The sequence below is a fragment of the Sphingomonas sp. BAUL-RG-20F-R05-02 genome (assembly GCF_022662305.1).
In the GTDB taxonomy this organism is placed as follows: Bacteria; Pseudomonadota; Alphaproteobacteria; order Sphingomonadales; family Sphingomonadaceae; genus Sphingomonas.
The window spans coordinates 1-23,423 of sequence record NZ_JAKNQH010000009.1 but is presented as its reverse complement, the minus strand read 5'-3'; the positions used below and the strand labels follow the sequence as shown (position 1 = coordinate 23,423).

At 62.9% G+C, this 23,423-nt stretch carries 27 protein-coding genes; 12 read left to right on the top strand and 15 right to left on the bottom strand.

The window, feature by feature from the left end; translation table 11 throughout:
• The first annotated feature begins 20 nt into the window (after nucleotides 1-20).
• The 9 genes from L8F97_RS16790 (at nucleotide 21) to L8F97_RS16750 (ending at nucleotide 6,726) form a co-directional block, all read left to right on the top strand.
• The gene (locus L8F97_RS16790) at nucleotides 21-1,877 is read left to right on the top strand and encodes an alkaline phosphatase family protein (RefSeq protein ID WP_107963383.1); all 1,857 of its coding nucleotides are present in this window, start codon (nucleotides 21-23) and stop codon (nucleotides 1,875-1,877) included.
• Entirely contained in the window at nucleotides 1,874-2,452 is a 579-nt protein-coding gene (locus L8F97_RS16785; protein WP_242152854.1) for a histidine phosphatase family protein, read from the top strand. Before L8F97_RS16790 ends, L8F97_RS16785 begins: the two co-directional genes overlap by 4 nt.
• Before the next feature lie 160 nt (nucleotides 2,453-2,612).
• Nucleotides 2,613-3,428: a universal stress protein gene (locus L8F97_RS16780; RefSeq protein WP_121905592.1), complete on the top strand. Its 816-nt coding sequence runs from the start codon at nucleotides 2,613-2,615 to the stop codon at nucleotides 3,426-3,428.
• Nucleotides 3,429-3,437: 9 nt separating this feature from the next.
• Complete coding sequence (locus L8F97_RS16775) at nucleotides 3,438-4,061, top strand: 2,3-bisphosphoglycerate-dependent phosphoglycerate mutase (RefSeq protein WP_056056401.1); 624 nt, start codon at nucleotides 3,438-3,440, stop codon at nucleotides 4,059-4,061.
• Between the two features lie 14 nt (nucleotides 4,062-4,075).
• Entirely contained in the window at nucleotides 4,076-5,377 is a 1,302-nt protein-coding gene (gene eno / locus L8F97_RS16770; RefSeq protein ID WP_121883984.1) for a phosphopyruvate hydratase, read from the top strand.
• Entirely contained in the window at nucleotides 5,374-5,775 is a 402-nt protein-coding gene (locus L8F97_RS16765) for an undecaprenyl-diphosphate phosphatase (RefSeq protein WP_056056372.1), read from the top strand. Before eno ends, L8F97_RS16765 begins: the two co-directional genes overlap by 4 nt.
• A 3-nt stretch (nucleotides 5,776-5,778) precedes the next feature.
• Nucleotides 5,779-6,165 carry a fluoride efflux transporter CrcB gene (gene crcB, locus L8F97_RS16760; RefSeq protein ID WP_056056373.1) on the top strand — a complete coding sequence of 129 codons (387 nt, stop codon included), beginning with the start codon at nucleotides 5,779-5,781 and terminating at the stop codon, nucleotides 6,163-6,165.
• Between the two features lie 72 nt (nucleotides 6,166-6,237).
• Nucleotides 6,238-6,504, top strand: coding sequence for a PepSY domain-containing protein (locus tag L8F97_RS16755; RefSeq protein ID WP_056056375.1), 267 nt, complete (start codon nucleotides 6,238-6,240; stop codon nucleotides 6,502-6,504).
• Nucleotides 6,505-6,573: 69 nt separating this feature from the next.
• Entirely contained in the window at nucleotides 6,574-6,726 is a 153-nt protein-coding gene (locus L8F97_RS16750; protein ID WP_156364448.1) for a hypothetical protein, read from the top strand.
• A 100-nt stretch (nucleotides 6,727-6,826) separates the two neighbouring features.
• On the opposite strand, the gene arsH is transcribed toward L8F97_RS16750, so the two are convergent.
• The 11 genes from arsH to L8F97_RS16695 all read right to left on the bottom strand — a co-directional run bounded on the left by arsH (nucleotide 6,827) and on the right by L8F97_RS16695 (nucleotide 16,440).
• Nucleotides 6,827-7,582, bottom strand: coding sequence for an arsenical resistance protein ArsH (gene arsH / locus L8F97_RS16745; RefSeq protein WP_056056376.1), 756 nt, complete (start codon nucleotides 7,580-7,582; stop codon nucleotides 6,827-6,829).
• Nucleotides 7,582-7,905: a YnfA family protein gene (locus tag L8F97_RS16740; protein WP_056056378.1), complete on the bottom strand. Its 324-nt coding sequence runs from the start codon at nucleotides 7,903-7,905 to the stop codon at nucleotides 7,582-7,584. The genes arsH and L8F97_RS16740 overlap by 1 nt, the downstream gene beginning before the upstream one ends.
• The gene (locus L8F97_RS16735) at nucleotides 7,902-9,188 is read right to left on the bottom strand and encodes an arsenic transporter (RefSeq protein WP_056056380.1); all 1,287 of its coding nucleotides are present in this window, start codon (nucleotides 9,186-9,188) and stop codon (nucleotides 7,902-7,904) included. Before L8F97_RS16735 ends, L8F97_RS16740 begins: the two co-directional genes overlap by 4 nt.
• Nucleotides 9,188-9,616, bottom strand: a complete 429-nt coding sequence (arsC, locus tag L8F97_RS16730) for an arsenate reductase (glutaredoxin) (RefSeq protein ID WP_056056381.1) — start codon at nucleotides 9,614-9,616, stop codon at nucleotides 9,188-9,190. The genes L8F97_RS16735 and arsC overlap by 1 nt, the downstream gene beginning before the upstream one ends.
• 10 nt (nucleotides 9,617-9,626) lie before the next feature.
• A complete protein-coding gene (locus L8F97_RS16725; RefSeq protein WP_056056382.1) occupies nucleotides 9,627-9,959 on the bottom strand; it encodes an ArsR/SmtB family transcription factor in 333 nt (110 codons plus the stop codon).
• A 331-nt stretch (nucleotides 9,960-10,290) separates the two neighbouring features.
• Nucleotides 10,291-10,767, bottom strand: a complete 477-nt coding sequence (locus L8F97_RS16720; protein WP_031439129.1) for a hypothetical protein — start codon at nucleotides 10,765-10,767, stop codon at nucleotides 10,291-10,293.
• A 13-nt stretch (nucleotides 10,768-10,780) separates the two neighbouring features.
• Nucleotides 10,781-12,025: a molybdopterin-dependent oxidoreductase gene (locus tag L8F97_RS16715; RefSeq protein ID WP_197983136.1), complete on the bottom strand. Its 1,245-nt coding sequence runs from the start codon at nucleotides 12,023-12,025 to the stop codon at nucleotides 10,781-10,783.
• Between the two features lie 106 nt (nucleotides 12,026-12,131).
• Entirely contained in the window at nucleotides 12,132-13,283 is a 1,152-nt protein-coding gene (locus L8F97_RS16710) for a TDT family transporter (RefSeq protein WP_056056383.1), read from the bottom strand.
• Nucleotides 13,280-14,152 carry a LysR family transcriptional regulator gene (locus L8F97_RS16705; protein ID WP_056056384.1) on the bottom strand — a complete coding sequence of 291 codons (873 nt, stop codon included), beginning with the start codon at nucleotides 14,150-14,152 and terminating at the stop codon, nucleotides 13,280-13,282. The genes L8F97_RS16710 and L8F97_RS16705 overlap by 4 nt, the downstream gene beginning before the upstream one ends.
• 88 nt (nucleotides 14,153-14,240) lie before the next feature.
• Nucleotides 14,241-15,224: a malate dehydrogenase gene (locus L8F97_RS16700; RefSeq protein WP_056056386.1), complete on the bottom strand. Its 984-nt coding sequence runs from the start codon at nucleotides 15,222-15,224 to the stop codon at nucleotides 14,241-14,243.
• A 46-nt stretch (nucleotides 15,225-15,270) separates the two neighbouring features.
• Complete coding sequence (locus L8F97_RS16695; RefSeq protein WP_056056388.1) at nucleotides 15,271-16,440, bottom strand: YncE family protein; 1,170 nt, start codon at nucleotides 16,438-16,440, stop codon at nucleotides 15,271-15,273.
• A 65-nt stretch (nucleotides 16,441-16,505) separates the two neighbouring features.
• Here L8F97_RS16695 and L8F97_RS16690 point away from each other — a divergent pair, with 65 nt between their 5' ends.
• The 3 genes from L8F97_RS16690 to L8F97_RS16680 all read left to right on the top strand — a co-directional run bounded on the left by L8F97_RS16690 (nucleotide 16,506) and on the right by L8F97_RS16680 (nucleotide 19,017).
• Nucleotides 16,506-17,081 (top strand): DUF305 domain-containing protein, encoded by a 576-nt coding sequence (locus L8F97_RS16690; protein WP_242152851.1) that lies wholly within the window; start codon nucleotides 16,506-16,508, stop codon nucleotides 17,079-17,081.
• Nucleotides 17,078-18,496, top strand: a complete 1,419-nt coding sequence (locus tag L8F97_RS16685; protein ID WP_056056390.1) for a YncE family protein — start codon at nucleotides 17,078-17,080, stop codon at nucleotides 18,494-18,496. Before L8F97_RS16690 ends, L8F97_RS16685 begins: the two co-directional genes overlap by 4 nt.
• Nucleotides 18,497-18,831: 335 nt before the next feature.
• Complete coding sequence (locus tag L8F97_RS16680; protein ID WP_132898276.1) at nucleotides 18,832-19,017, top strand: hypothetical protein; 186 nt, start codon at nucleotides 18,832-18,834, stop codon at nucleotides 19,015-19,017.
• A gap of 28 nt (nucleotides 19,018-19,045) precedes the next feature.
• On the opposite strand, the gene L8F97_RS16675 is transcribed toward L8F97_RS16680, so the two are convergent.
• From L8F97_RS16675 to L8F97_RS16660, 4 genes are read right to left on the bottom strand one after another with little or no spacing between them, the layout of a single operon-like run.
• Nucleotides 19,046-20,824 (bottom strand): chloride channel protein, encoded by a 1,779-nt coding sequence (locus L8F97_RS16675; RefSeq protein ID WP_082445489.1) that lies wholly within the window; start codon nucleotides 20,822-20,824, stop codon nucleotides 19,046-19,048.
• 1 nt (nucleotide 20,825) lies between these two features.
• The gene (locus L8F97_RS16670; protein ID WP_132833781.1) at nucleotides 20,826-21,107 is read right to left on the bottom strand and encodes a hypothetical protein; all 282 of its coding nucleotides are present in this window, start codon (nucleotides 21,105-21,107) and stop codon (nucleotides 20,826-20,828) included.
• Nucleotides 21,108-21,132: 25 nt separating this feature from the next.
• Complete coding sequence (locus tag L8F97_RS16665; RefSeq protein ID WP_056019265.1) at nucleotides 21,133-22,908, bottom strand: SLC13 family permease; 1,776 nt, start codon at nucleotides 22,906-22,908, stop codon at nucleotides 21,133-21,135.
• Between the two features lie 37 nt (nucleotides 22,909-22,945).
• The gene (locus L8F97_RS16660; protein WP_056019268.1) at nucleotides 22,946-23,383 is read right to left on the bottom strand and encodes a DUF202 domain-containing protein; all 438 of its coding nucleotides are present in this window, start codon (nucleotides 23,381-23,383) and stop codon (nucleotides 22,946-22,948) included.
• Between the last annotated feature and the right edge of the window lie 40 nt (nucleotides 23,384-23,423).

Sequence of the window (23,423 nt, the reverse complement as noted above, 5' to 3'; positions counted from 1 at the left end):
CTCGAAACCGGAACCCAACGATGCGCCTCCTTGCGACACTCTCTGCGACCCTGGTCCTCACGGTCTCGCCCACGGTTCAGGCGCGCACGCCAAAGCGCCACCCGGCGCCCCACAATGTCATTCTTGTCGTGATCGACGGCCTGCGAGGCAAGATCGTCACATCCCAGAGCGCGCCGACGCTCGCGCAATTGCGGGACACCGGCACCTATTTTTCCAACAGCCACTCGGTCTTCCCGACGTTCACCACCGCCAATGCGTCGGCGCTCGCAACCGGTCACCAGCTCGGCGACACCGGAGACTTCAGCAACACGATATGGACTCGTGCGCCGATTGCTGCAGCTGCCGGCAGCGTGACGCCCTTCCTCGAGAACGATGCTGTTCTGGGCGAGGTCGACGAGCATTTCGGGGGCAATTACCTCAACGAGACCACCGTTCTCGAAGCGGCGCGGCAAGCAGGGTACGGCACGGCCGCGATCGGCAAGCTCGGTCCCGCATTGATCCAGGACCATCGTGCACGCGACGGAGCCACCACACTCATCATCGACGATTCAACCGGGCGTCCCGGCGGGATTCCGCTGTCTGCCGACGTTGCCGCTCGCCTCACGCAGGCAGGGCTTGCGCTGCAAGCACCGGACCGCGGCAGTAACGGACGGTCCGGGGATGCCCGAATCCCCGGAACGACGAGTGCCAACCGCGTGCAGCAGGACTATCTCATCGACGTCGCGACCCGGGTCGCTTTGCCGGTCTTCCGAAAGCAGCACCGGCCGTTCGCCATGGTGTTCTGGTCGCGCGATCCCGATGGCACGCAGCACAATCAGGGCGACAGCCTCAATCAGCTGACGCCGGGCATCAACGGTCCCACGACCTTCGCCGCGATCCGCAATGCCGACTATGATCTAGCGAAGCTGCGCGCAGCACTCGATCGCTTGGGTCTTGCGAAGACGACCGACATCATCGTCACGTCGGATCACGGCTTCTCTACGATCTCCAAAGAAAGCCGGACCAGCTCCGCAGCACGCGGGCGCTATGTCGATGTTCCCGAAGGTTTCCTACCGCCCGGCTTCCTTGCGCTTGATCTGGCGTCCGCCTTGAACATGCCCGTATTCGATCCAGAAGCGGGCAACACGCGGGTCGCGGACGGCAAGCATCCGAGCCGCGGCAACGCGGTGCTCGGTGCCGATGCGACGAGACCTGACGTAGTGGTGGCGGCAAATGGCGGGTCCGACCTCCTCTATCTACCGACCCGCGATCCTGCCCTAGCGGCACGGGTCGTTTCCGCACTGCTGGATCAGGACTATGTCAGCGGTATCTTCGTCGATGACCGCCTGGGAGCAATCGCCGGAACACTGCCGCTTTCCGCGATCAATTTGAAGGGCGAGGCACTCCCGCCGGTGCCGTCGATCGTCGTCAACTTCCGATCCGCCAACACCGGGTGTGCGATTGCGACAAACTGCCAGATCGAAGTCTCCGATACGACCCTCCAGCAGGGGCAGGGCATGCACGGCAGCTTCGGCCGCGGTGACACATTGAACTTTACCGCAGCGACCGGCCCGGACTTCAAGCGCGGCTTTGTCGATCCAGCACCGGTCAGCAATGTCGACGTGGGCCGCACCATGATGGCATTGCTGAATCTCCTCCCCACCCCGCGCGGCCATCTGACCGGCCGGGTACTGCGCGAGGCGATGCCGGGTGGAACGGTGCCGCGCTACGAGGGTCGCGAAGAGCGCTCGCAGCCTGCTGCCAACGGCCTCGCGACCGTCCTGCAATATCAGCAGCTGGGCGGCATCCGCTATCTCGATGCCGGCGGCTTCCCCGATCGGACGCTCGGTATAGGAACAGCATCCGTCCCATCGGGTGAAAAGGCGATGCGGCGATGAACCGGCTCCCACAGATTTGGCTCGTCCGTCACGGTGAAACCGCTTGGAGCGTTTCGCGGCAGCATACGGGACGGACTGACATCTCGCTGACCGAGGCAGGAGAAGCCGCGGCGAAACGAATAGCCGAACGTCTGCCAAGCTTGGACTTTACCGCCGTCTGGTCGAGCCCTTCGATACGGGCGCGCCGGACCGGGGAATTGACCGGTTTCGCGACCCGCCTGGTGCCTGCCGACGATCTCGCGGAATGGGATTACGCCGCCTACGAGGGACGAACCAGGAAGGAGATCCTCGCCGACCGCCCGGACTGGAACCTGTTCCGCGACGGCTGCCCGCAAGGAGAGACTCCGGAGGCGGTCGCAGCCCGAGCCGATCGCGTCATCGCATCGCTGCGTGGGCGCAACGCCGATGTCCTGATCTTCTCGAGCGCTCATATTCTCCGCGTGCTGACAGCGCGCTGGCTCGGCTTACCCGTCGGGGCCGCTGCCCATTTCCTGCTCGATACGGCCAGCATCAGCGTCCTCGGGTACGAACATGATGGCGACGAGCCGGTCATTCGGTCGTGGAACCAGTCATGATGCGCCTTGTGACGCGGTACTTCGCGTATCCAAATGAGGGTGCCTGGATGGGATGGGCGGGGAAGAGCCATCCTGCGCCGTCGCAAGGGTTCAAACGATCCGGTGCCCAGCATTCCGGAAACTTCACACACGCCTTCACCCCCGCCCGGGAGACGATGCCATGAAACTGCTTGCCGTGATTGTCGGTGCCGACAGCGCTGCCGCCTGCCTCGATGCGGCGGTTCTCGCCGCCAGATCTCTTGGCGAGTCATCGATCGAGGCCCTCAATGTTGTCGTCGATCCCGAGCAGATCGCGGTTGCGAGCGAGGAGATCGACTTTCAACGCCTACGCGCGCGCGACGAGGGGACAGCCCAAGAGCGCGCGGATGCGGCGCGGGCCGCCTTCGTTGCCTGGACCGCAGCTACCAGCGATGACACACCCGAGGTCGCCTGGCGCTCGATCGTCGGCACCGAAGAAGCGACGGTCAAACAGGAGGCGGCAAATGTCGATGCGCTGATCGTCATCGCGCGCGAGCAGACGATGGACGGCGGCGACGCCCTGCACGCCGCAATTTTTTCGACCGACAAGCCCGTCCTCATCGTCCCGGCTGGGTGGAGAGCCGGCGCGCGAACCGGCTTCGAACACATGGCCGTCGGGCTCAGCGACAGTGACACGGCGTGCCACGCCATTGAGGAGGCAGCCCCGTGGCTTCGTGTCGCCAAGCGTGTCACGGCAATCCGCATCGGTGAAGAAACCGATCCGGCGCTGGGCTTGGAAGCCTTGCTCGACGAAATCTGTGTTCGTCACGAATTGCATGTGGTGCCGCGCTCCAGCGAGAATCTGGGTGCCCAGCTCGTCGCCGAAGCGAAAGCGATCGGCGCCGAGCTTCTCGTGACCGGCGCCTATCGGCACAACCAGATCATCGAGTGGTTCATGGGCGGCACGACGCGCCACATCCTCGCCGCTGCCGATATACCCCTGCTGATGGCGCACTGAGGGGTGACGATGCTCCCGCACGCGCGTCTGGTCCTCGTTCGACACGGCGAAAGCGAAGCCAACGCAGCCAACCGATTTACTGGTTCTGCGGATCCGGCGCTAACGCCTCTGGGGCACCGTCAGGCCGAGGCGATCGCACACCGCCTGATCGCGCAAGGCATTCGGCCTGCACGGATTTTCCGCTCTACCCTTCGGCGTTGCGCGGACACGACGGCTATCGTCACTGCCGTGATGGGGGCACCAGATGTCCCTATCACGGTAGACCGGTCGCTCAACGAGCGCGATTACGGTGCGCTCACTGGTCTCAACAAGACCGAGGCGTCGGATCGCTACGGTAAAGATCAGGTCCGCCAATGGCGACGCTCCTATGCGGCTGCCCCGCCACACGGCGAGAGCCTGCGCGACACCGTCGCGCGCGTGCTCGCCTATTACGTTCGGACGATGCTGCCTGCCGTGATGAGTGGCGGCACGACACTCGTCGTCTCCCACGGCAACGCGTTGCGGGCGCTGGTTATGGCGCTCGACGGCCTTGATGCCGCCCGGGTCGAGACCCTCGATATCCCGACCGGAGGGGCGATCCTCTACGATTTCAGTTACACGACCGCGATCATCGGTCGCGCTATCCTTCAGTGACAAGGACTCCGACCATGCCGGCCAGCAGCCACATCACCAGCCTCCGTGCCCTCGAGATCCTCGACTCCCGAGGCTATCCGACTTTGTCCGTCACCGTGACCTTGGACAACGGCATCACAGCATCGGCATCGGTGCCGTCGGGTGCGTCGACAGGCGCACATGAGGCCGTCGAGCTCCGCGACAACAACCCCGATCGTTTCGCCGGAAAGGGTGTTCGGCAAGCCCTGCAGAACGTCGAAGGCGAGATCGGCAGCGCGATCATCGGAATGGATGTCTGCGCGCAGCCGGACATCGACCGGGTGATGATCGAACGCGATGCCACGCCGAACAAGGCGCGGCTTGGCGGCAATGCGATTCTGGGTGTTTCGATGGCGGTCGCGCGCGCCGCATCATCGGTGCTCGGGCAGCCGCTTTACGAGACGCTCGCCGGTACGACCGACTACCTCCTTCCGATGCCGTGCATGAACGTCCTGAATGGTGGCAAGCATGCCGATAGCAGCCTCGACTTTCAGGAATTCATGATCGTTCCGGTGGGAGCCTCCAGCTTCGCCGAAGCGATGCGCTATGGTGCGGAAACCTATGCCGCATTGCGCGACCTCCTCCATGGTCGCGGCCTCAAGACGGCAGTCGGCGACGAAGGCGGATTTGCCCCGAACCTCAAAAGCAACGAGGCCGCCTGCGAGTTGATCGTCGATGCGATCGAAGCCGCGGGTTATCGACCGGGTACAGACATCGCCATCGCGCTCGATCCAGCCGCATCGTCCTTATCGGATGGGGAGCAATACGATCTTGCGCGGTCGGGAACGGGCCTGCTCGACCGCGCAGGCTTGCTCGCGCTCTACGGGCGCTGGATCGATGCGTATCCGATCGTTTCGATCGAGGACGGGTTCGGTGAGGAGGACTGGCAAGGGTTCATCGACCAGACCGTAAGCCAGGGTAGCCGGATCCAGATCGTCGGCGACGATCTCCTGGTCACCAATCCCCGGATCATCCGGGAAGGCATCGCTCGAAAAGCTGCCAACGCAGCCCTCATCAAACCCAATCAGATCGGCACCGTCACGGAGACGATCGAGGCGGTTCGCATCTGCCACGCTGCGGGATGGGGAACGATGGTGTCGCACCGGTCGGGCGAGACCACGGACGCCTTTATCGCCGATCTCGCGGTTGCGGTCGGCGCCGGGCAAATCAAATCCGGCGCACCCTGCCGGGGTGAGCGTTTGGCCAAATACAACCGACTGATCGAGATCGAAGCCGAGCTCGGCGCCAAAGCACGTTTCACCAATCCCTTCGTGTCGCGACCGAAGCCCCGGACGTGACGGATCTACCCTCGCTGATCGCTCCGATCGTCCTCGGCATCGTCGAGGGATCGACCGAGTTCATCCCGGTTTCCTCTACCGGCCATCTCATTTTGACCGAACGACTGATCGGCTACGAAGGGCGGCAAGCCGGGATCAGCGATGTCGTCATTCAGGTCGGGGCGATCCTCGCGATCTGCTGGTTGTACCGCGCGCGGCTCTGGTCGGTCGTCTCCGGCTTGTCGTCCGATGCCGACGCCCGCCGCTTCTCGAGAAACGTGCTGGTCGCCTTCCTTCCCTCGGTCGTGGTCGGCGCGTTGGCGCATGATTTCATCAAGCGCCTTTCGGTGCACCGTTTCCAATTGTTGGTCGCCGCTCTCCTCTCGGTGACGGCAGTTCAGATGATAGTGACGGGGTGAACGATGCCGATCTGGCTTGGCTTTCTGGTCGTGTTCCTGGGCTCGGGCGTGGGCGGCATGCTGCGTCACGGCGTCGGCATCGTGGCACTACGTCTTATGGGGCCAACCTTCCCTTGGGGAACCTTGGCCATCAACGTGGTCGGCTCGGCGCTGATGGGCATGATGATCGGCCTGTTTGCCGCCAAGAGCATCGAAAATGCGGAGTTGCGCCTGTTCGTGACGACGGGACTTATCGGCGGATTTACGACCTGGTCGACCTTCTCGCTCGATGCCGTGACATTATGGGAGCGCGGCGAGACCGGCGCCGCGATCGGCTATGTGCTGGCAAGTCTTGTTCTCTCGGTCGTCGTTCTGGCGATTGCTCTCGTTATCACCCGACGGTGGGGATGATTTCGGAACGATCGGCGCGCGGGCCGCATTGGATTCAGAGTTTCCATGGACCTTTAATCGGACGTCTTTTCCATGCTCAAATATCTCGCTGCCGGCGCGCTGGCACTCGTCATCGCTTCCCCCGCCCTCGCTGACGACGATCGGGTGACCCCGCGCCAGCGGGCCTCGACGCTTACCGCCTTGAAGCGGATCGGCTGCACTGCGCCACGCTCGATCGAGCGCGACGATGGTGGCTTCGAGGTCGACGACGCACGCTGCCGTGGCGGCCGCTATGACATCAAGCTAAACCGCAACTTCAAGGTCGTTTCCCGCGAAAAGCAGGACCGCGACGACGACTGATCCGACGCCTGCGCGTCTCCTCGCATCTAATAGCGAGCCTTTGGCGTTGATGCTTTAAAGGAGACGCATATGGCCGAGACGGACAAGGATGAGCCGACCACGCAGGAAACCGCGGAGATGGTCGAAGTTGGCGAAATGGTCGCCTCGGAGAAGCGTAAAGACGACCGATCGTCTCCAGAAGCGCCGGGGCTAGGGGACAACATCGAACGTCGCGAAGACTGATCACGTAGTCGGTTTCGACGGTCGACGACTAACAGCCCAGCAGGCCATTGGCTGGTATTGCACAGTAGCCGCTCTGATCTTCCATCGCGTCGGGGCGAGGTCAAACACCTCGAGGGGGTGCCGTGGTCGCGATAGTCGACAAGTCTGTCGTCAGGTCGATCCCTACGCGAACTTCCTTGCGCTCGGAATAGCGGTCGACGAGTTGTGCCGCGTGCGGGCGCAGCAGCACCGTGAACCGCACCAGTTCCTCCATTACGTCTACGATGCGGTCATAATAGCTCGACGGCTTCATGCGATCGTCCTCGCCGAATTCGGCGAACGCCTTGGCGACGCTCGACTGGTTCGGTATCGTCACCATTCGCATCCAGCGGCCGAGCACGCGCAGCGTGTTGACGCTGTTGAACGACTGCGAACCCGCCGATACCTGCATGACTGCCAGCGTGCGTCCCTGCGTCGGTCGCATCCCGCCCATCGAGAGCGGCAGATGATCGATTTGGAGCTTCATGATGCCGGTGATCTGGCCGTGCCGTTCAGGGCTGCACCACACCTGACCTTCCGACCACAACGACAGTTCACGCAGCTCGTGGACGGCCGGATGGTCGTCGCCGACGACCTGATCGGGCAACGGCAGCGCCGAGGGATCGTAAATGCGCGTTTCGCATCCGAAGAATTGCAGTAGTCGCGCCGCTTCCTCGACACACAGCCGCGAGAATGACCGCTCGCGCAAGGAACCGTAGAGCAGAAGGATTCGTGGCGGCGGAGCACCCGCGCCGAGGCCATGAGCAGGTCGTTCGATCGCATAGCTTCGATCGAGCGCGGGCAGATGGTCGGGGTCGGAGAGCGTTCGAACAGGCATCAGGCGGTTCGTGGTCCCAAGAGGATGATACAGGTGCCGATCAGACAGAGCGCCGCGCCGCTCACATCCCAGCGATCGGGCCGCACGCCTTCGACGGTCCAGAGCCAAGCAAGCGATGCACAGATGTAAATGCCGCCGTAAGCGGCATACGCTCGTCCCGCGGCATCGCTGTCCACGCGGGTGAGGAGCCATGCGAACAGGATCAATGAGACGACGCCCGGAGCAAGCCACAAGGGTGACTTCGCCATGCGAAGCCAGGCCCAGAAGGCAAAGCATCCGCCAATTTCAGCAAGCGCCGCGCCGATGTAGATCAGGGCTGTCATCCGATCGTGATCCTCAATGCCAAGGCGGCAAGCGTGACCAGCAATACCGGCACAGTCAGCGTGATACCGACACGGAAATAATAGCCCCATCCGATCCGAACACCTTTCTGGCCGAGGACGTGGAGCCATAACAGCGTTGCGAGCGAGCCGATCGGCGTCAGCTTGGGGCCAAGATCGCAGCCGATGACATTGGCGTAGATCATTGCTTCTTGCACGGCGCCAGTGGCATGGGTCGCGTCGATCGACAGCGCGCCCACCAGTACGGTCGGCATGTTGTTCATCACGGACGACAGGATGGCCGCGATCACGCCTGTCCCGAACGCCGCCCCCCACACGCCGCCCTGAGCGGTGCGATCGAGCAGCGCGGCGAGATGGTCGGTCAGGCCCGCGTTTCGCAGCCCGTAGACGACCAGGTACATGCCGAGAGAGAAGATCACGACCTGCCACGGTGCGCCGCGCAGCACCTTGCCGGTCTGGATCACATGGCCCCGTCCCGCAATTACCAGCAGCAGGATCGCGCCGGCAGCGGCAACGGCGCTGACCGGCACGCCGATCGGTTCGAGCAGGAAGAAGCCAGCGAGCAGCAGCGCGAGGACGATCCAGCCGGCACGGAAGGTCGCGGGGTCTCGGATGACATCGCGCGGCGCGCGGAGCGCCCCCACGTCATAGTCTTCTGGGAGGTCGCGCCGGAAGAACAGCAGCAGCACGCCCAGCGTGGCGGCGATCGACACCAGATCGACCGGGACCATCACGGACGCATATGTGCCGAACCCGATCTTGAAGAAGTCGGCTGACACGATGTTGACGAGGTTCGAGACCACCAGCGGCAGGCTGGCCGTGTCGGCGATGAACCCGGCCGCCATGACGAACGCCAGCGTCGCCTTGTCCTTGAACCCCAGCGCGCGCAGCATGGCGATGACGATCGGCGTGAGGATCAGCGCCGCACCATCATTGGCGAACAACGCCGACACCGCCGCGCCGAGCAGCACGATCAGGACGAAGAGTCGGCGCCCATGTCCCCTGCCCCAGCGCGCAACGTGGAGCGCCGCCCATTCGAAGGATCCAGCTTCATCGAGCAACAGGCTTATGACAATGATCGCGACGAATGCAGCCGTCGCGTTCCAGACGATGCCCCAAACGACCGGGACGTCGGACAGCGTGACGACGCCCGCGAGCAGCGCCAAGACGGCCCCGGCGATCGCGCTCCACCCGATTCCGAGCCCCTTGGGTTGCCAGATGACGAGCACGATCGTGACGACGAAGATCAGGACGGCAAGAAGCATCAGGCGATGCGCTGGCCCGAGGCGTTTACCACCTGTTGTCCGTCTTCCTTCGCGAACGCGCCGCGCTGATCGCCCGGCAGCAGATCAAGCACGGCTTCGGACGGCCGGCAGAGCTTCACGCCGAGCGGTGAGACGACTATCGGCCGGTTGATGAGGATCGGGTGCGTCATCATCGTATCCACCAGCGCGTCGTCGGACAGCGATGTGTCGCCCAGGCCGAGCTCCGCATAGGGCGTACCCTTTTCGCGTAGCAGCTCGCGGGGCGTTATGCCGGCGCGGTCGATCAGCTCGACCAGCAGCGCGCGCGAGGGCGGGGTTTTCAGATATTCGACCACGTGCGGTTCGATGCCGGCATTGCGGATCAGGCCTAGCGTGTTGCGCGACGTGCCGCACACGGGGTTGTGATAGATCACGATATCGACGGCCACGGGCGTCCTTTCAGCAGCATGGGGTGAGTTCGGCGATCAGCGGGGCGCACAGCTCCGCGTTGCCGGCGCAGCAATCCTTGACGAGAAAGAGCGTTAGCGCGCGCAGGCCGTCGAGATCGGCACGATAGATGATCGAGCGGCTATGACGTTCGGATCGCACCAGCCCGCCACGGGCGAGGATGCCGAGGTGTGCGGACATCGTGTTTTGCGGTACGTCGAGCTGACGGGCGATTTCGCCGGCAGCCAAGCCATGCGGTTCGTGCCGCACCAACAGGCGGAACACGTCGAGGCGTGTTCCTTGTGCGAGCGCGCCGAGCGCTGAAATTGCCGTGTTGTTTTCCATATATCCAGGATAGCAGCTATATGGTTTCGGTCCAGACGTTGATAGCACCAAGTAGGCAGGCAGTCGGCACCCTACGCTCTTTTCCGAAGTCCCCAACGAGTGGGGCGGGACCCCGCGGGCACGGCTCTATCGGCCCGCTGGGCGTGCCGACCGAGCCATCGTGCCGGCGTCTCGGCCCTGCCGGTGACGATTCTCGCGTAAGGTGTGCCACATGGCACACCTGCGAACGCGCAGGGCGCGAGCAGTGTTTCGATTGGCGTCGACGCCCTCCCCCGGAGGCCACGCCGCACAGCACTTCGCGCGCAGAACCGCGTGTCGTGAGTTGATGGGCTTAGCCTGATCCCCCCGATACGTCGGGCGCAGCCTTCGGATCGGGGTCTTGCGCCTTGCCCTTCGCGGCACCCGGCTGCTTTGCGCTCATGGCGGTCAGATAAGCGACGATCGCCGGCACGTCAGCCTGTGCAACGGGAGCCTTGTAGACCTCGCGCATCTTGGTGACCTCCGCGGTCCACTGGTCGGAAGAGAGTGGCGGCTGGTTCAGCGCCATGCTCGCCGAATGACACGAGGTGCAGTTGGCGTTGATGACGTCCGCATGCGGACCAGCCGGATATTGCCCTTCGTCGGTCGGGAGATCGACCGAGGTGGACGCCAGCGAGAAGCCGCGCGCCGAAACGCTTGGCGGCGGTGGTGCGGCCGGGGCGGCAGGCGGCGGGGCTATGCGGCTGTTCGGGGCACCGATCGCAAGTAGCAGAACGACGGTCGCGCCGACGAACCCAAACGACAGCGTGCCGATGGAAGGCGTTTTCATGGGGGAGCGCTCCTCAGCCGACGACGATGTTGGTGGTTTCAATGTTGCCGCGCATGAACCCGCCCGGGTTCCAGATCGGCGTCATCGGCTGCGCGATGCCGGCGGTGTTCCAGCAGCGCGACATCAGCCTGGTCGGGCCCGCATGCGTGAGCGGCACCTGCGCGTCCCAGCGGCGGAAACTGTATTTGCCGTGATCGGGGCCGAGCGTCGTCTTGTACCAGGTCTTGCCGTTGTCGGTCGACACATCGACCTTGGCGACGCCGCAATCGCCCCCCATCGCAATGCCGCCCAGCGGGATCGACCGGTCGAACGCGATCGCCTGCCCTTCGTCGAGGCTCGTGACCCAACTGCGCGGGATCATCTTGTTGATCGGAACGGCCGGGAAATCCTTCTGGCCCGGCCGCACGTTCGCGCCTGGAGTGTCAGGGATTTTGTACGCCTTGGCCATCCAGTAACCGTCGTCGGGCGCGGCGAGCACCTCGATGTCGTTCAGCATCTTGACCCAATAGGTCGAATACCAGCCGGGTACGATCAGCCGGACCGGGAAGCCGTTGAGGAGCGGCATCTGTTCGCCGTTCATCCCGAAGGCGAGCATCACTTCGCCGTCGCGTGCGTGGTCGATCGACAGCGACTTGGCGAAATCCGGTCCACCCGCGACCACCGGCTGGTCGAGCGCACCGAACCGCACTGCAACCGCGCCCGGCTTCACGCCGGCGATGTCGAGCACGTCGCGCAGGCGCACGCCGAGCCATTTGGCGTTGCCCATGGCCCCGTGACGCCACTGCGCACCGGCAACGGGCGGCTGGAACAGCGCACGCGAATTGCCCGAGCATTGGTTGATCGCCGCCAGCTCGACGCGTGGCAACTTCAGCAGTTGCGCGAGCGAGATTGACAGCGGCCGCGTGACCGCGCCGTGCACCTTGATCCGGAACGCCTCGACATCGATCGCGGTGGGGATGTCAGCCCAGTGCCAGCGGACGAAGAACTGGTCGTTTGGCGTGAAGACGTCACCATTGAACACGCTCATCGGCGTTTCCAGCAAAGGCGGGTGGATACGCTGGAGGATCATGTTGCCCTTGCCAGGGAACGCACTGGTCATCGGTCGTTCCGACGGACCGCCAGGCAGGTGCAGATCGACAATGCTCTGCGCCAGCGCGGGTGCGGCGATCAACGCGCCGCTGCCGATCGCAGCCTCTGCGAGAAAGCGACGGCGGTTCGTCGCCTGCGCCAGTTTCATATCCAGGCTGTCCACCAGCATTCTCCCTTCGATGTCATGCTCTTATGCGCGATCCGTCCGACGGTCTGCCCGGTACGGGTCGATCGGATGCGCCGGTTCGATCCGGCAGGACGATCAGTTCGGCCCATCAATTGGCTTGGGCGATGCAGGGCGACACGAACAGGTTTCCGCGCCAGCCGCCTGTGACCGTCTTGGCGCCGACCAGCAGCCACATCGCTGCGAGCGCGATGGTAAGGACGGTGCCGACGATCCCGAAAAAGCCGAGCTGGAGCGTCGTGCCGAGCTTGAAGGTGGCGACCGTGTAGACGCCGAGCGGGAAGGTGTAGCCCCACCACCCGAGGTTGAACGGAATGCCCGCGCGCCAGTAGCGGATCGTGATCAGCGTCGCGAGCGCCAGCCACCACAGGCCGAAGCCCCAGAGCAGCAGCCCGGCGATCGTGCCGATCCCCTGCGCTACCGCGCCGATCTGGCCGAGGCCGTTGGCGGCGAGGATCGCGGGCGCGTCGCTGCCGAGCACCAGCATCCCGAGCGCACCGGTGCCGATCGGGCCTAGTGCGAGCCAACTCGATGCGGCCATGCTCTCGTGCGGCAGCTTGTGCAGCGCCATCCGCAGGATGAGGATCGCGAGGATGCCGAACGCGACCGGCACCGAATACGCCCAGAGGACAAAGGAGGTCGCCAGCACCACGAACTGGTGGTGCGCGTCCGCCAGATGCGGTGCGAGCAGGCCTCCGCTCGCGCCTGCGACCTCGGCCGCGACCACTGGCAGGAGCCACACCGCGGTCATGCCGTCGAGCGAATGTTCGTGCCGGGTAAACATGAGGTAGGGGATCGCTACACCGCAGGCGAGCGACATCGCGACGTCGATCCACCACAATGTCTCGGCGATCGGGATAACGCCGGCGCCGAACCGCGGCAGGCCGAACGCCAGGAACCCGTTGATGATCGTCGCGAGGCCCATCGGGATCGTGCCGATGAACATCGACACGGTATTGTGCCCGAAGATCCGACGCGCCTCGTGCCCGAACATCGTCCAGCGCGCGGTGTAGAGCCCGGCGAACAGCGTGAAGAGCGCGATGTTGAAATACCACAACGCCTCGCCGACCGGGTGCAGCGATGCGCCGACGCCCGGCACCTGCGGCAAGGCCAGCGCGAGGATGCCCGTGCCCATCGTAGCGGCGAACCAGTTGGGGGTGAACTGGCGGATCATCTCGCGCGGAGAATCAAGCCGGCTGAGCGGCTTCAGACCATCGAGAACGGGTTTCAGATCGGCAGTCACTTCCCAGTCTCCTTGATGAGATCGGTCAGCGCGTCGGCCGCCCGGGTACGATAGCGCTCCTTGTGCCGCAGCGCGTAGAATGGACGCCGCGGCAGACCGAGCGGCAGATCGTGCAACGTGCCGGCCGCGATTGCAGGTGCGACGACATGCTGCGACAGCACCGCGACGCCCGCGCCGGCCTCGACCGCGCTGCGGACCGCCTCGTTCGATGGCAGGGTCAGCGCTATGGTAAGGTCCGACGGATCGACGCCGCGCTGGCGCAACACCTCCTCGAACGACGAGCGCGTGCCCGATCCCTGCTCGCGGACGATCCAGCGCGCGGTCCGGATCCAGTCCTCGTCGATCGTGTCGGCAGCGCGGTCACTCACCAGCACCATGCGGTCGTTCGCGACGGTCCAATGCGCGAGCGCGGGCTCGTCGATCACACCCTCGACGAAGCCAAGCTCGACTGCACCGTCGAGCACGCGCGCCGCGGCCCCTTCCGTGTTGTCGATCGCCAGTTCTATCGTGATGGACGGGTAGCGCGCATGAAACGCCGCCAGCTGGCGGGGTAGCCAATAGCCCGCGATCGTCTGGCTCGCGACCAGCCGCAGTGTGCCGCGCTCCAGTCCGGCATATTCGGCCAATGCAAGTTCTGCACTGGCAGCACGGCCAAGCACTGCGCGTGCGTCGACCAGAAACATACGGCCCGCTTCGGACAGTTCGATCCCACGGCCGACCCGGTGGAACAGCGGCACGCCGTGCCGCGCTTCTAGCGCGGCGATGGCAGCGCTTGCGGCCGACTGCGTCACATTGAGCGCTTCGGCAGCGCGCGTCATGTGCTCGCGCTCTGCGACACCGACGAAAATCCTGAGTTGTTCCAGGGTCATGCCCGATCTCCTTGCCCCAATGATAGGGAAAGGAGATCAATCGCACCAACCAAATATTATGGTCGTTTCAATCATAATTACAGATTGGTCATTTCAGAATGTCGATAACCGCCTCACGTTCATCGACCAGTTCGGCAATCGTGCGATCGAGCATCGTTCGCTGGAATGGATCGAGGATCAGTCCTTCGATACGCACATAGCCACCGCTTTTGCAGAGCACCGGCACGCCGCACACCAGCCCTTGCGGGATACCGTAGGAGCCGTCTGACACCACGCCCATCGACACCCAATTGTCGCCTGCGCCGTGCACCCAATCGCGCAGATGGTCGATCGCCGCATTTGCGGCCGATGCGGCCGAGGACGCACCCCGTGCTTCGATGATCGCGGTGCCGCGCTGCGCAACGGTGGGGATCAGGGTCTCGCGGTACCAGGCCTCGTTTCCGATACGGTCGGCAAGCTTTTGGCCATCGAGTTCGGCATTCCCCCAGTCGGCAAACATCGTCGGCGAATGGTTTCCCCAGACGACGAGCTTTGTAATCGCATCGACACCGACACCCGCTTTGGCCGCAAGCTGTCCCTGCGCGCGATTGTGATCGAGGCGGATCATCGACGTGATGTTTTCGGCAGGGAAACCCGGCGCGCTTTGCGCAAGGATCCAGGCATTTGTGTTGGCGGGATTGCCGACGACCAGGATCTTGGCGTCGCGTTTGGCCACTGCGTCCAGCGCTGCGCCCTGCGTCTTGAAGATCGCTGCGTTGGCAGCGAGCAAATCACGGCGCTCCATGCCCTTCGAGCGGGGACGAGACCCGACCAGCATGGCCGCATCGATGTCCTTGAAAGCCACCATCGGATCATCAGTAATGATCACATCTGCCAGCAGCGGAAACGCGCAATCCTCCAGTTCCATGACCACGCCGCGTACTGCGTCCAGCGCCTGCGGCACGTCGAGCAGTTGAAGGATAACGGGCTGGTCCGGTCCGAACACGTCACCCTGCGCGACCCGGAAGAGCAGCGAATAGCAAATTTGTCCTGCGGCACCGCTGATCGCGATCCTGACGGGGGGCTTGGTCATTTTGGAAAGGGCTTTCGTTGGAAGATTACAGACGGTGTGAGACCGATTAACGCGCCGCCAGGGCAAGCGCCGCATCGCGCCCGGATGGCACCAGATTGGCGAGACCTTTTCCTGATCTTACGGCACCAGGAACGTAGATCAGGCTTTGCGCATCCGTACTGATCGGGATCGTCGACACGGTGGTGTACGTCAGCGTGTCGATCCCAGCGACCTTGTTGGTTCCGGCCAGGCTGGCATAGATCCTCGTACCATCGCCCGACGGCCAAACCGCACTCGGAGCCGCTTGTAGCGGGACGGTTGCCACAGCCTCCAGGCTGTCGGTTCTATAGACCTTGATTGCAGGTTGATCGCCGCCAACGCTGACATAGGCAAAGGAATCGTCTGCGCGCTGGGCGAAGTTGACCGCGCCCGTCGCTGGACCAGTGTTTATCACTTCGTGTACCGCAAACGGCGGTTTGGCAGCAAAGACCGTGGTCGTGCCGCTCTCGCGGCGTGTTGCCCAGATCTGTTTGCCATCTGGCGAGACCGCGATTGCTCCCGCACCTGCACCGTTGCTGGCAACGTGTCCGACGACGCGCCGATCCTCGACGTCGACAACCAGGATGGACGGCCTTTCAGTAAGCGATACAAAGGCATAGCGTCCGTTTGGCGACAGGATGGTCGCGCCCGCTCCGCCACTTGCTGGTACGCGGGTGATCTCCCGCGCGGTCTTAGGATCCACGACCGCGATGGCATGTTCATCGCCGAGCGAAACCCAGAGTTCGTGCCCATTGGGCGTAAACGCGACGGCGGTAGGCGACGTCTGGAACACGGTCCGGCCTCGTTCCGTGTTCGTGGCCAGATCTACGAGCGTCACACTGTGCTGCGCTGATGCCGATACCGCCAGGGTCCGCCCGTCACGCGTTGCAGCCAGGTGCTGGACTCTGGGGCTGGAAAAGCTGGGCTCAGCTATCGCGCTTTTGGCGAGGTCGATGCGTCCCAGTTCGTTGCCCGCTGCAGGATCGATGACAACGATCTTCGTCGATGTAGGGTCAGACACATAGATCCGGTCATGATGGCTGAGGTCGATATCAGCCTTCGACCACGGTGCCTGAACCGCCTTGATATCGTAGGGAAAGTCGTCCGCCGCAGGTGCAGCCCAATAGGCCTGAGCGATCACCGGGACTGGCGCTACGGAGGCCAACATCGCGGCAACCAAAACGATCGCAGCTTTCATCGTTTGATCCTTATCGCGGATCCGGCGGGTGATCGTGCCAGTCCGATGCCGTTAGATCGACCGATATGTCCCCTGCGTCCAACGCATGGTCGCGATGGTTTCAATACGAAAACGCGATCATAGATCGCCTACCGTTCTTGTTAGATGATCAGAACAACCATGCTTATGCGTTGGATCGACGGCTGCGCCGCGATCATTACGCTGTCACGCTCGGCGTTGATCGCTCGCGTGTCATAAATGGGAACACTAAAGGCATGACGATGAAATTTCGCACGGCTTTGCTAACGGCGATAGCCGTGTCCGTATCGACGGGTGCTTTAGCGCAAACGGACGGTTTCGCGTCCGCAATGGATGCGGCGATGGCGCGGATGCACGGCGCGATGATGACCGGTTATTCGAGCGATCCCGATCGCGACTTCGCCAAAATGATGATCCCGCATCATCAGGGCGCGATCGACATGGCCGAAGTCGAACTGCGGTTCGGCAAGGATGAACGCCTGCGCCGGCTCGCCCAGGGAATCATCGTCAAACAGCGTCAGGAAATCGCGGTGATGCAGGGCATCCTATCCGAAGGCGGCGCGTTGCTGCCTCACACCGAACCGACCGCGACCGGTCACCCCCATCACGGAGACCGTCCATGAAGCGTTTTACCTTAACCGCCTGTGCTGCCCTGTCTTTTTCGGCCCCGGCATTTGCGCAGCAGGTACCGAACGCGACCCCCGACATCCCTGTTAGCGCGCACGACCGGTTCTACACTTCGGACCAGTTCTCCAACACCGTGTCGGTGATCGATCCGTCGACCAACACGCTGCTCGGCGTCATCAAGCTCGGCGACCAGACCCCGGCCAATCTCAGCCCGCTCTACAAGGGGCAGCTGCTCGTGCACGGCATGGGCTTCTCGCCCGATCGCAAGACGCTGGCGGTAATATCGATCGGCTCGAACTCGGTGACGTTCATCGACACTGCGACCAATGCCGTGAAGCACACGACCTATGTGGGCCGATCGCCGCACGAAGCGTTCTTCCGCCCCGACGGTCGCGAAGTCTGGGTCGCGGTGCGCGGCGAGGATTATATCCAGGTGCTCGACGGTAAGACCTTCGCGCCGACCACGCGCATCCCCGTTCCTAATGGCCCCGGCATGACGATCTTTTCGCCAAACGGGAAATACGGTTACGTCTGTTCGAGCTTCTCGCCCGAGACAGTTGTGATCGACACCGCCTCGAAGAAGATCGTCGGTCGCGTCAAGCAGGCGAGCCCGTTCTGCCCTGACATCGCCGCGACGCCCGACGGTAAGCAGGTCTGGTTGACGCTCAAGGACGTCGGCAAGGTCATGGTGTTCGACGCCAAGCCACCCTTCGCAGTGCTCAAGACGTTCGATACCGGCGCGATCACCAACCACGTCAATATCGCCCGCAATAAGAATGGCCAGTTCGCCTTTGTGACGGTCGGCACCGAGAATGTCGTGAAGGTGTTCCGCACCACTGACTTCGTGCAGGTGGCGAGCATCCCGGTCGGCGCGCTCCCGCACGGCCTATGGCCGTCGGGCGACGGCACGCGGATGTATGTCGGGCTGGAGAACGCCGATGCGGTCGCGGCGATCGACACAGCAAGCAACACCGTCATCGCGACGATTCCAATCGGTCAGGGGCCGCAAGGCGTGGCATATGTTCCCGGCGCGGTGCCGGTAGGCGATGGCCGTGCAAACCTGGTGCCGCTCGCGCAGGCCGGCATGAAGATCCAGCTGACTCTATCCGGGACTGGGCGCAGCCAGGTCACGCTATTCGATCAAGGCCAGGTCCAGATTTTGCAGGCGGCGGTTGCGGGCCTCAGCCCAAAGATGCCCTATGTCCTTGGATTATCCTCCCACGCTGACGGCAGCGGCGTGATCCAGCCTCTGGCGAAGTTCATGACCAATCCGGCGGGCGGCGCGATAGTAAACACGCTCGGACCGCTCCGCCAGATCGTCAGCGACGCGAAAGGCGACATGCGCCGTTACCTCGTCATTGCTCCGGGCGACCCGATGATGCCGGGCGCTGTCGTTCAGGTGCAAAAATGAGGATTCCGGTGAAACCTGCGCCCCGCTGTCCGTGTCCGGTATATTCGGCATGACGCTGGGCTAGGTCGACACGACGTCTCGAGAGTGTCGGAAAGCACTTGTTTGTCGCACAATGGTGATTACGACTGGGTTTTCTACATATCGGGCCGCTGAATGCCGACAATGGGAAGGAAAGCGGACTGGCTGCTTTAGAGAGGGCAGGTGCGCTCCACTACCTGGTGCACTTCCATTTCGTCGCAGCAGGATGCCTTTACGCCTAGCTCATTACAGGCCCCGATCCGGCGCCGCATCGGCCTTCCGTGCCTGCCCGCCTGATAGTGCTGGGGGTCGCCGTCGTGATCCACTCGATCATGTCGCAGCTGCTCTACGCCGGGCTGTTCGTCGCCATATCCGTGCCGGTTGAACAGTTTCGCCGCGGTGCGGAGCTGATGTCAGTACATGGCGCCCAACTCGCCGGAATGGGTCTGCGATGCGGCATGTTCTGGGTCAAAATCGAAGCCCGGCTTAAGCGAGACCGGTAGGACGAAGCGTTTGCTGCGTGCCGGCTGGTCAGCTTTCTCCAAACAACTCACGTTGCGCCTTGTCCAATTCCTCTGCGTAGCGGCGTCGCGCATAGCTCTCGGAGAGGATGCCGAGAACTGCCCCGTCGCTTCCAACTACCGCCAGTTCGTCCGCACCTTCGGTATCGAACGTAGTCATGACGCTTCTGATGTCTGAATCCGGCGTAAGGGCGAGACCCGTGTGGATCGCCAGCGACCCGATCGGTGCCTTCTGATCGACCTCTTCGGCAAATGCACTGGCAGTCTGTACGATACCGCCATAATTTTCGTGGTCATCGACTAGTAGGACCCGACTTGTGGAACCAAGCGGAAACGCCCGACGAAACTCGGCGATCGTCGTGTTGCACGGCGTAGCCCTTTCGACACGTCGCATCATCTTGCCCGCTGTAAGCGTTCTGACCCAGCCGACATCGCGGGCGCTTTTGATGGTTTCGCCCCGGAGATGCAGGCGCCACGTAGAAAAGGAATAGCCGAACAGCTCGCGGACGATGGTGGACGAGACCAGCGATGCTGCAATGGCCGCGCCGGCAAGGGAGAAGTCGTGGGTCGCCTCAAGGACTAGCATCGCCATCGTCATCGGCCCGCCAACTACGGCGACCGCTAATGCGGCCATCCCCACCAGGGCCGCATTGTGCGGGTCGATCACAGGCGATCCGACAATCCATTCGAGTGAACCAGCAAACAGGTGACCCAGCAGGCTGCCCAAGAACAAGGATGCGAAGAACAGGCCACCGCGGAAGCCAAAGCCAAGTGAGATGATGGAGGCCGCGCACTTGACGACGAAGATGGCGGCGAGGAAGCGCAGCGATACCTCGGCTTCAAGATTGAGGTGGAGGGCGCCGTGACCAGCAGAGAGAATTTGCGGCGTGAGCATCGCCAGAGGGATGAGCAGAAGACCGCCCAATATCGGCCGGCAAATCGAGGGTATCGGCAGTTTGCGTGTAGCTGCTTCCATCTCCGCAACAGCCCGCATCAGCAGTATACCAGCGCCAGCGGCACAGGCCCCAAGACCGGCGTAGAGAAGGTAGTGGAACGTCTCGATCTGTTCGCCTGCATTAGCCGCAACCAGATACGGTTGAGCACCAAACGCCTGCGCCACAAGGACACTCGCCAGGCACGCCGCAGCGACAGGTGCCAGCGCTGATATCGTATAGGCCCCGATTACGATCTCAAAGGCATAGAAGGCCCCAGCTAATGGAGCCCCGAATGCACCTGCGATGGCGGCGCCCGTTCCGGCGCCGACCAAGATGCGCAGATCGGACCTGCGTAACGCAAACCAGTTGCCGCTGAGCGAGGCGACGAGCCCTCCCAACTGCGCATACGCCGCCTCAAGCCCCACAGACGCACCGAAGCCGTTGGAAAGGATCGTTTGCCCGGAGATAACGAGGCTGTCGGACCATGACATGCGACCACCATGAAGGGCGTTCGCCTCTACAGCGTCGACCATCCGGCGCCGGCGAGCATGAGTAACCCAAGAGAAGAGTGCGAGGACGGCTCCACCAGCCGGCAGGGCAAGTAGAGCAAGGTAAGGGATCGTCGTGGCCGCACTCAGCCTTTCATCCGGCGACAAGGCATAAAGCAGATGCTGCATCGCCTGTGCGAGCGTACCCTGGACGACACTGAGCAATCCGGCTGCACTGCCGATCATGATGGCCAGCACGATGAGTGCAGCTTCGCTGGATCGAAAAGCTTTACGGAGCCACGATGGCGCCACCCGACCAGATCCAGGTGGACTAGCTGCGCTATCGATCAGTGGCGCTGAAGCCATGTCAGTCGGCGTCCTGCATCAAGGTTGCAAACAGGGCTGCGGCGAGAACGGCGCTCGAAAGCCACATCACAATCGACAGCGTCCAAGACGTCGCCAGTCCAGCTGCCGTGATTGTTGCAAGCAGTAGGACGATGAGAACGGGCATGGCTGCCCGCGAGTGGAAAAAACGCATGAAGCCGCCTACGCCTGCTACATCTGCGGTGCCACAACCTTCCGAGCCGCCCGGTACGCTTCCTCGCCACGGACGCCATTCAGTATCTTCGAACGCCTGCGGCTTGGCCATGCTGCCCATCAACAGTACCCGGCGATCAGTGCAGTGGCCAAGTCCACATCACTAGAGGCGTACCAACCAAGACCACCAGAACCGATAGTGGTGCGCCCAGCCGGGCGTAATCGCTGAAGCGGTAGCCCCCAGGACCAAAAACCAAGGTGTTACACTGATGCCCAATCGGCGTCAGGAAATCGCATCCTGCCCCGATAGCGGTCCCGATGAGGAAGGCTTCGGGGCGATATCCGAGGTCATGCGCGAACACCGCCGCGATTGGCGCCATCACCAAGACCGTCGCGGCATTGTTGAGAAACGGCGTCACAGCCATCGCCGCTACGAGGATCAGGGCGACCGCGCCCCATGGCGGCAAGGAGGCCGCCAGATGGGCAAGCGAGGTCGCGAGTACATCCGACGCGCCGGTGGTGCGCAGGGTTTCACTGACCGGAATGAGCGCGCCCAGCATGATGAGAATTGGCCATTCGACGCCATCATAGGCATCTCGCAGCGGTAGCGCTCCGGTCGCCATCATTAGACCGGCAGCGGCGAAGAAGGCGACGGCCACAGGCACATAGCCGGTCGCGGTTACGGTCATCGCCACCGCGAGGATGATAAGTGGTAGGAAGCGACGCTTCGAACTTCCCAGACGCAGGGCACGCTCTGCCAGCGGCAGCGTACCGAGGTCACGCATGCGTTCCGGCAAGAGTGTGAGGGGTCCTTGAAGAACAATGACATCGCCGGCGCGCAAGACGGTCTCGCTGAGCTGCTTGGTCAGCCGTTTGCCGGCGCGCGATACCGCGATGAGATTGACGCCATAGCGTTGCTGAAGCCGCAGTCGTCCAGCGGACTGGCGGACCAACACGGAGCCGGTGGTGATGACCGCCTCAATGACGCCAACCTCATCATCTTCGCTGCCTTCCGGTAGGTCACGATGCTGTCCGGCAAGTGCTAGGTGGTCACCCGCAATGACACGCTCAAGCGTATCCGGGTCACCGCCCAAGATCAGCGTGTCGCCGGCAGCCAGAAGGAACTCGGCCGTAATGCTCGTGCGCACATCGTCACGGACAACATTGGCGATCGTCACCTCATTATCATGACGGTCGATGAAGGACTCAACCGTTTCGCCGACAGCGGGCGATCCGTCTTGGATGGTCGCCTCAGTGACATAGTCCGTGATGTTTAGAGCTTCGCCCATTGTCGGCGCTGCGCGGCGTTCCCTGGGCAGGAGGCGGTAGCCGAAACGCAGGAAAATGAGGCCGACCACAAGCAGGCCCAGCCCCGTTGGCAGATAATCGAACATGCCGAACGGCTCACCGGTCATCTGCTCTCGTACTCTGCTGACAATAATATTCGGCGACGTACCAACGAGGGTCATCAACCCGCCAAGGAGCGAAGCGAACGACATCGGCATCAGGAACACCGAGGGGCTAGTGTCCGATTTCTTCGCCGTCTGCACGGCTGCCGGCATCAGCATAGCCAAGGCACCGACGTTCTTTACGAGCCCGGACGATACCCCGACTGCCGTAGTCAGCACCACGAGTTGCGACCGGACGCGTGTCACGCGCCGCGCCAGTATCCCGAGCGCGCTCTCGATTAGGCCGGAACGCTGCATTGCCGATGAGATCACCAGCGCCGATCCAACGATGATAACGATGTCATCGGAAAAGCCAGTAAATGCCGCTTTGGGCTTCACCAATCCCAGCGACAGCCCGGCAAGCAGGGCGATGATGGCCGTGACATCATAGCGAAATCGGCCCCAAAGAAAGAGGCCCATCATGCCAATCAGCAGGCCAATCGACATAAGTTGCGGCGTGGTCATGCAAGCAGAATCCGTAAAATGGCGATAGTCACGCCGGTTATTGCAGCCAAATCCCGACGAGTGCCGCCAAGACGGCAATCGCTAGGAAGCCGTTCACAGAGATCAGCAACCAAGCCGGCAGTCGCTGAGTGTCGGGCCGCGGTGGGGCGATAGGAATCATTTCACGCCAGACCGCTGCAACGAAGCAGAAGCCGCTGAACAGGATCAGGACGGTTGCGGTCGCACCGGCAAGCCAGCCGGGCACGATGTTCTCAAGCAATGCGCGGGCGCCAATTCCTGCGGCTAGAGCGGCAAGCCCGGTACGGACCCAGGCTGCGTAGGTGCGCTCCGCTGCCATGACTGTTCGATCGGCAGCAAGCTCCGTGCGCCGATCGGCGCTATCTGCTTGCTGCTTGGCGCTATGCTCCAACCGGTCCGCACCGTGAACGAATGGGCCGTTGAAATCACGGGTCAATGACAGTCGTTCGTTGGCCATGGATGATCAACGATACCCACACGCTTTCAGCACATCGAAT

Coding starts and splice junctions, on each gene's coding strand:
- L8F97_RS16790 (WP_107963383.1), top strand. CDS start 21: ATGCGCCTCCTTGCGACACTCTCTGCGACCCTGGTCCTCACGGTCTCG.
- L8F97_RS16785 (WP_242152854.1), top strand. CDS start 1,874: ATGAACCGGCTCCCACAGATTTGGCTCGTCCGTCACGGTGAAACCGCT.
- L8F97_RS16780 (WP_121905592.1), top strand. CDS start 2,613: ATGAAACTGCTTGCCGTGATTGTCGGTGCCGACAGCGCTGCCGCCTGC.
- L8F97_RS16775 (WP_056056401.1), top strand. CDS start 3,438: ATGCTCCCGCACGCGCGTCTGGTCCTCGTTCGACACGGCGAAAGCGAA.
- eno (WP_121883984.1), top strand. CDS start 4,076: ATGCCGGCCAGCAGCCACATCACCAGCCTCCGTGCCCTCGAGATCCTC.
- crcB (WP_056056373.1), top strand. CDS start 5,779: ATGCCGATCTGGCTTGGCTTTCTGGTCGTGTTCCTGGGCTCGGGCGTG.
- L8F97_RS16755 (WP_056056375.1), top strand. CDS start 6,238: ATGCTCAAATATCTCGCTGCCGGCGCGCTGGCACTCGTCATCGCTTCC.
- L8F97_RS16750 (WP_156364448.1), top strand. CDS start 6,574: ATGGCCGAGACGGACAAGGATGAGCCGACCACGCAGGAAACCGCGGAG.
- arsH (WP_056056376.1), bottom strand. CDS start 7,582: ATGCCTGTTCGAACGCTCTCCGACCCCGACCATCTGCCCGCGCTCGAT.
- L8F97_RS16740 (WP_056056378.1), bottom strand. CDS start 7,905: ATGACAGCCCTGATCTACATCGGCGCGGCGCTTGCTGAAATTGGCGGA.
- L8F97_RS16735 (WP_056056380.1), bottom strand. CDS start 9,188: ATGCTTCTTGCCGTCCTGATCTTCGTCGTCACGATCGTGCTCGTCATC.
- L8F97_RS16725 (WP_056056382.1), bottom strand. CDS start 9,959: ATGGAAAACAACACGGCAATTTCAGCGCTCGGCGCGCTCGCACAAGGA.
- L8F97_RS16720 (WP_031439129.1), bottom strand. CDS start 10,767: ATGAAAACGCCTTCCATCGGCACGCTGTCGTTTGGGTTCGTCGGCGCG.
- L8F97_RS16715 (WP_197983136.1), bottom strand. CDS start 12,025: ATGCTGGTGGACAGCCTGGATATGAAACTGGCGCAGGCGACGAACCGC.
- L8F97_RS16705 (WP_056056384.1), bottom strand. CDS start 14,152: ATGACCCTGGAACAACTCAGGATTTTCGTCGGTGTCGCAGAGCGCGAG.
- L8F97_RS16700 (WP_056056386.1), bottom strand. CDS start 15,224: ATGACCAAGCCCCCCGTCAGGATCGCGATCAGCGGTGCCGCAGGACAA.
- L8F97_RS16695 (WP_056056388.1), bottom strand. CDS start 16,440: ATGAAAGCTGCGATCGTTTTGGTTGCCGCGATGTTGGCCTCCGTAGCG.
- L8F97_RS16690 (WP_242152851.1), top strand. CDS start 16,506: ATGTCCCCTGCGTCCAACGCATGGTCGCGATGGTTTCAATACGAAAAC.
- L8F97_RS16685 (WP_056056390.1), top strand. CDS start 17,078: ATGAAGCGTTTTACCTTAACCGCCTGTGCTGCCCTGTCTTTTTCGGCC.
- L8F97_RS16675 (WP_082445489.1), bottom strand. CDS start 20,824: ATGGCTTCAGCGCCACTGATCGATAGCGCAGCTAGTCCACCTGGATCT.
- L8F97_RS16670 (WP_132833781.1), bottom strand. CDS start 21,107: ATGGCCAAGCCGCAGGCGTTCGAAGATACTGAATGGCGTCCGTGGCGA.
- L8F97_RS16665 (WP_056019265.1), bottom strand. CDS start 22,908: ATGACCACGCCGCAACTTATGTCGATTGGCCTGCTGATTGGCATGATG.
- L8F97_RS16660 (WP_056019268.1), bottom strand. CDS start 23,383: ATGGCCAACGAACGACTGTCATTGACCCGTGATTTCAACGGCCCATTC.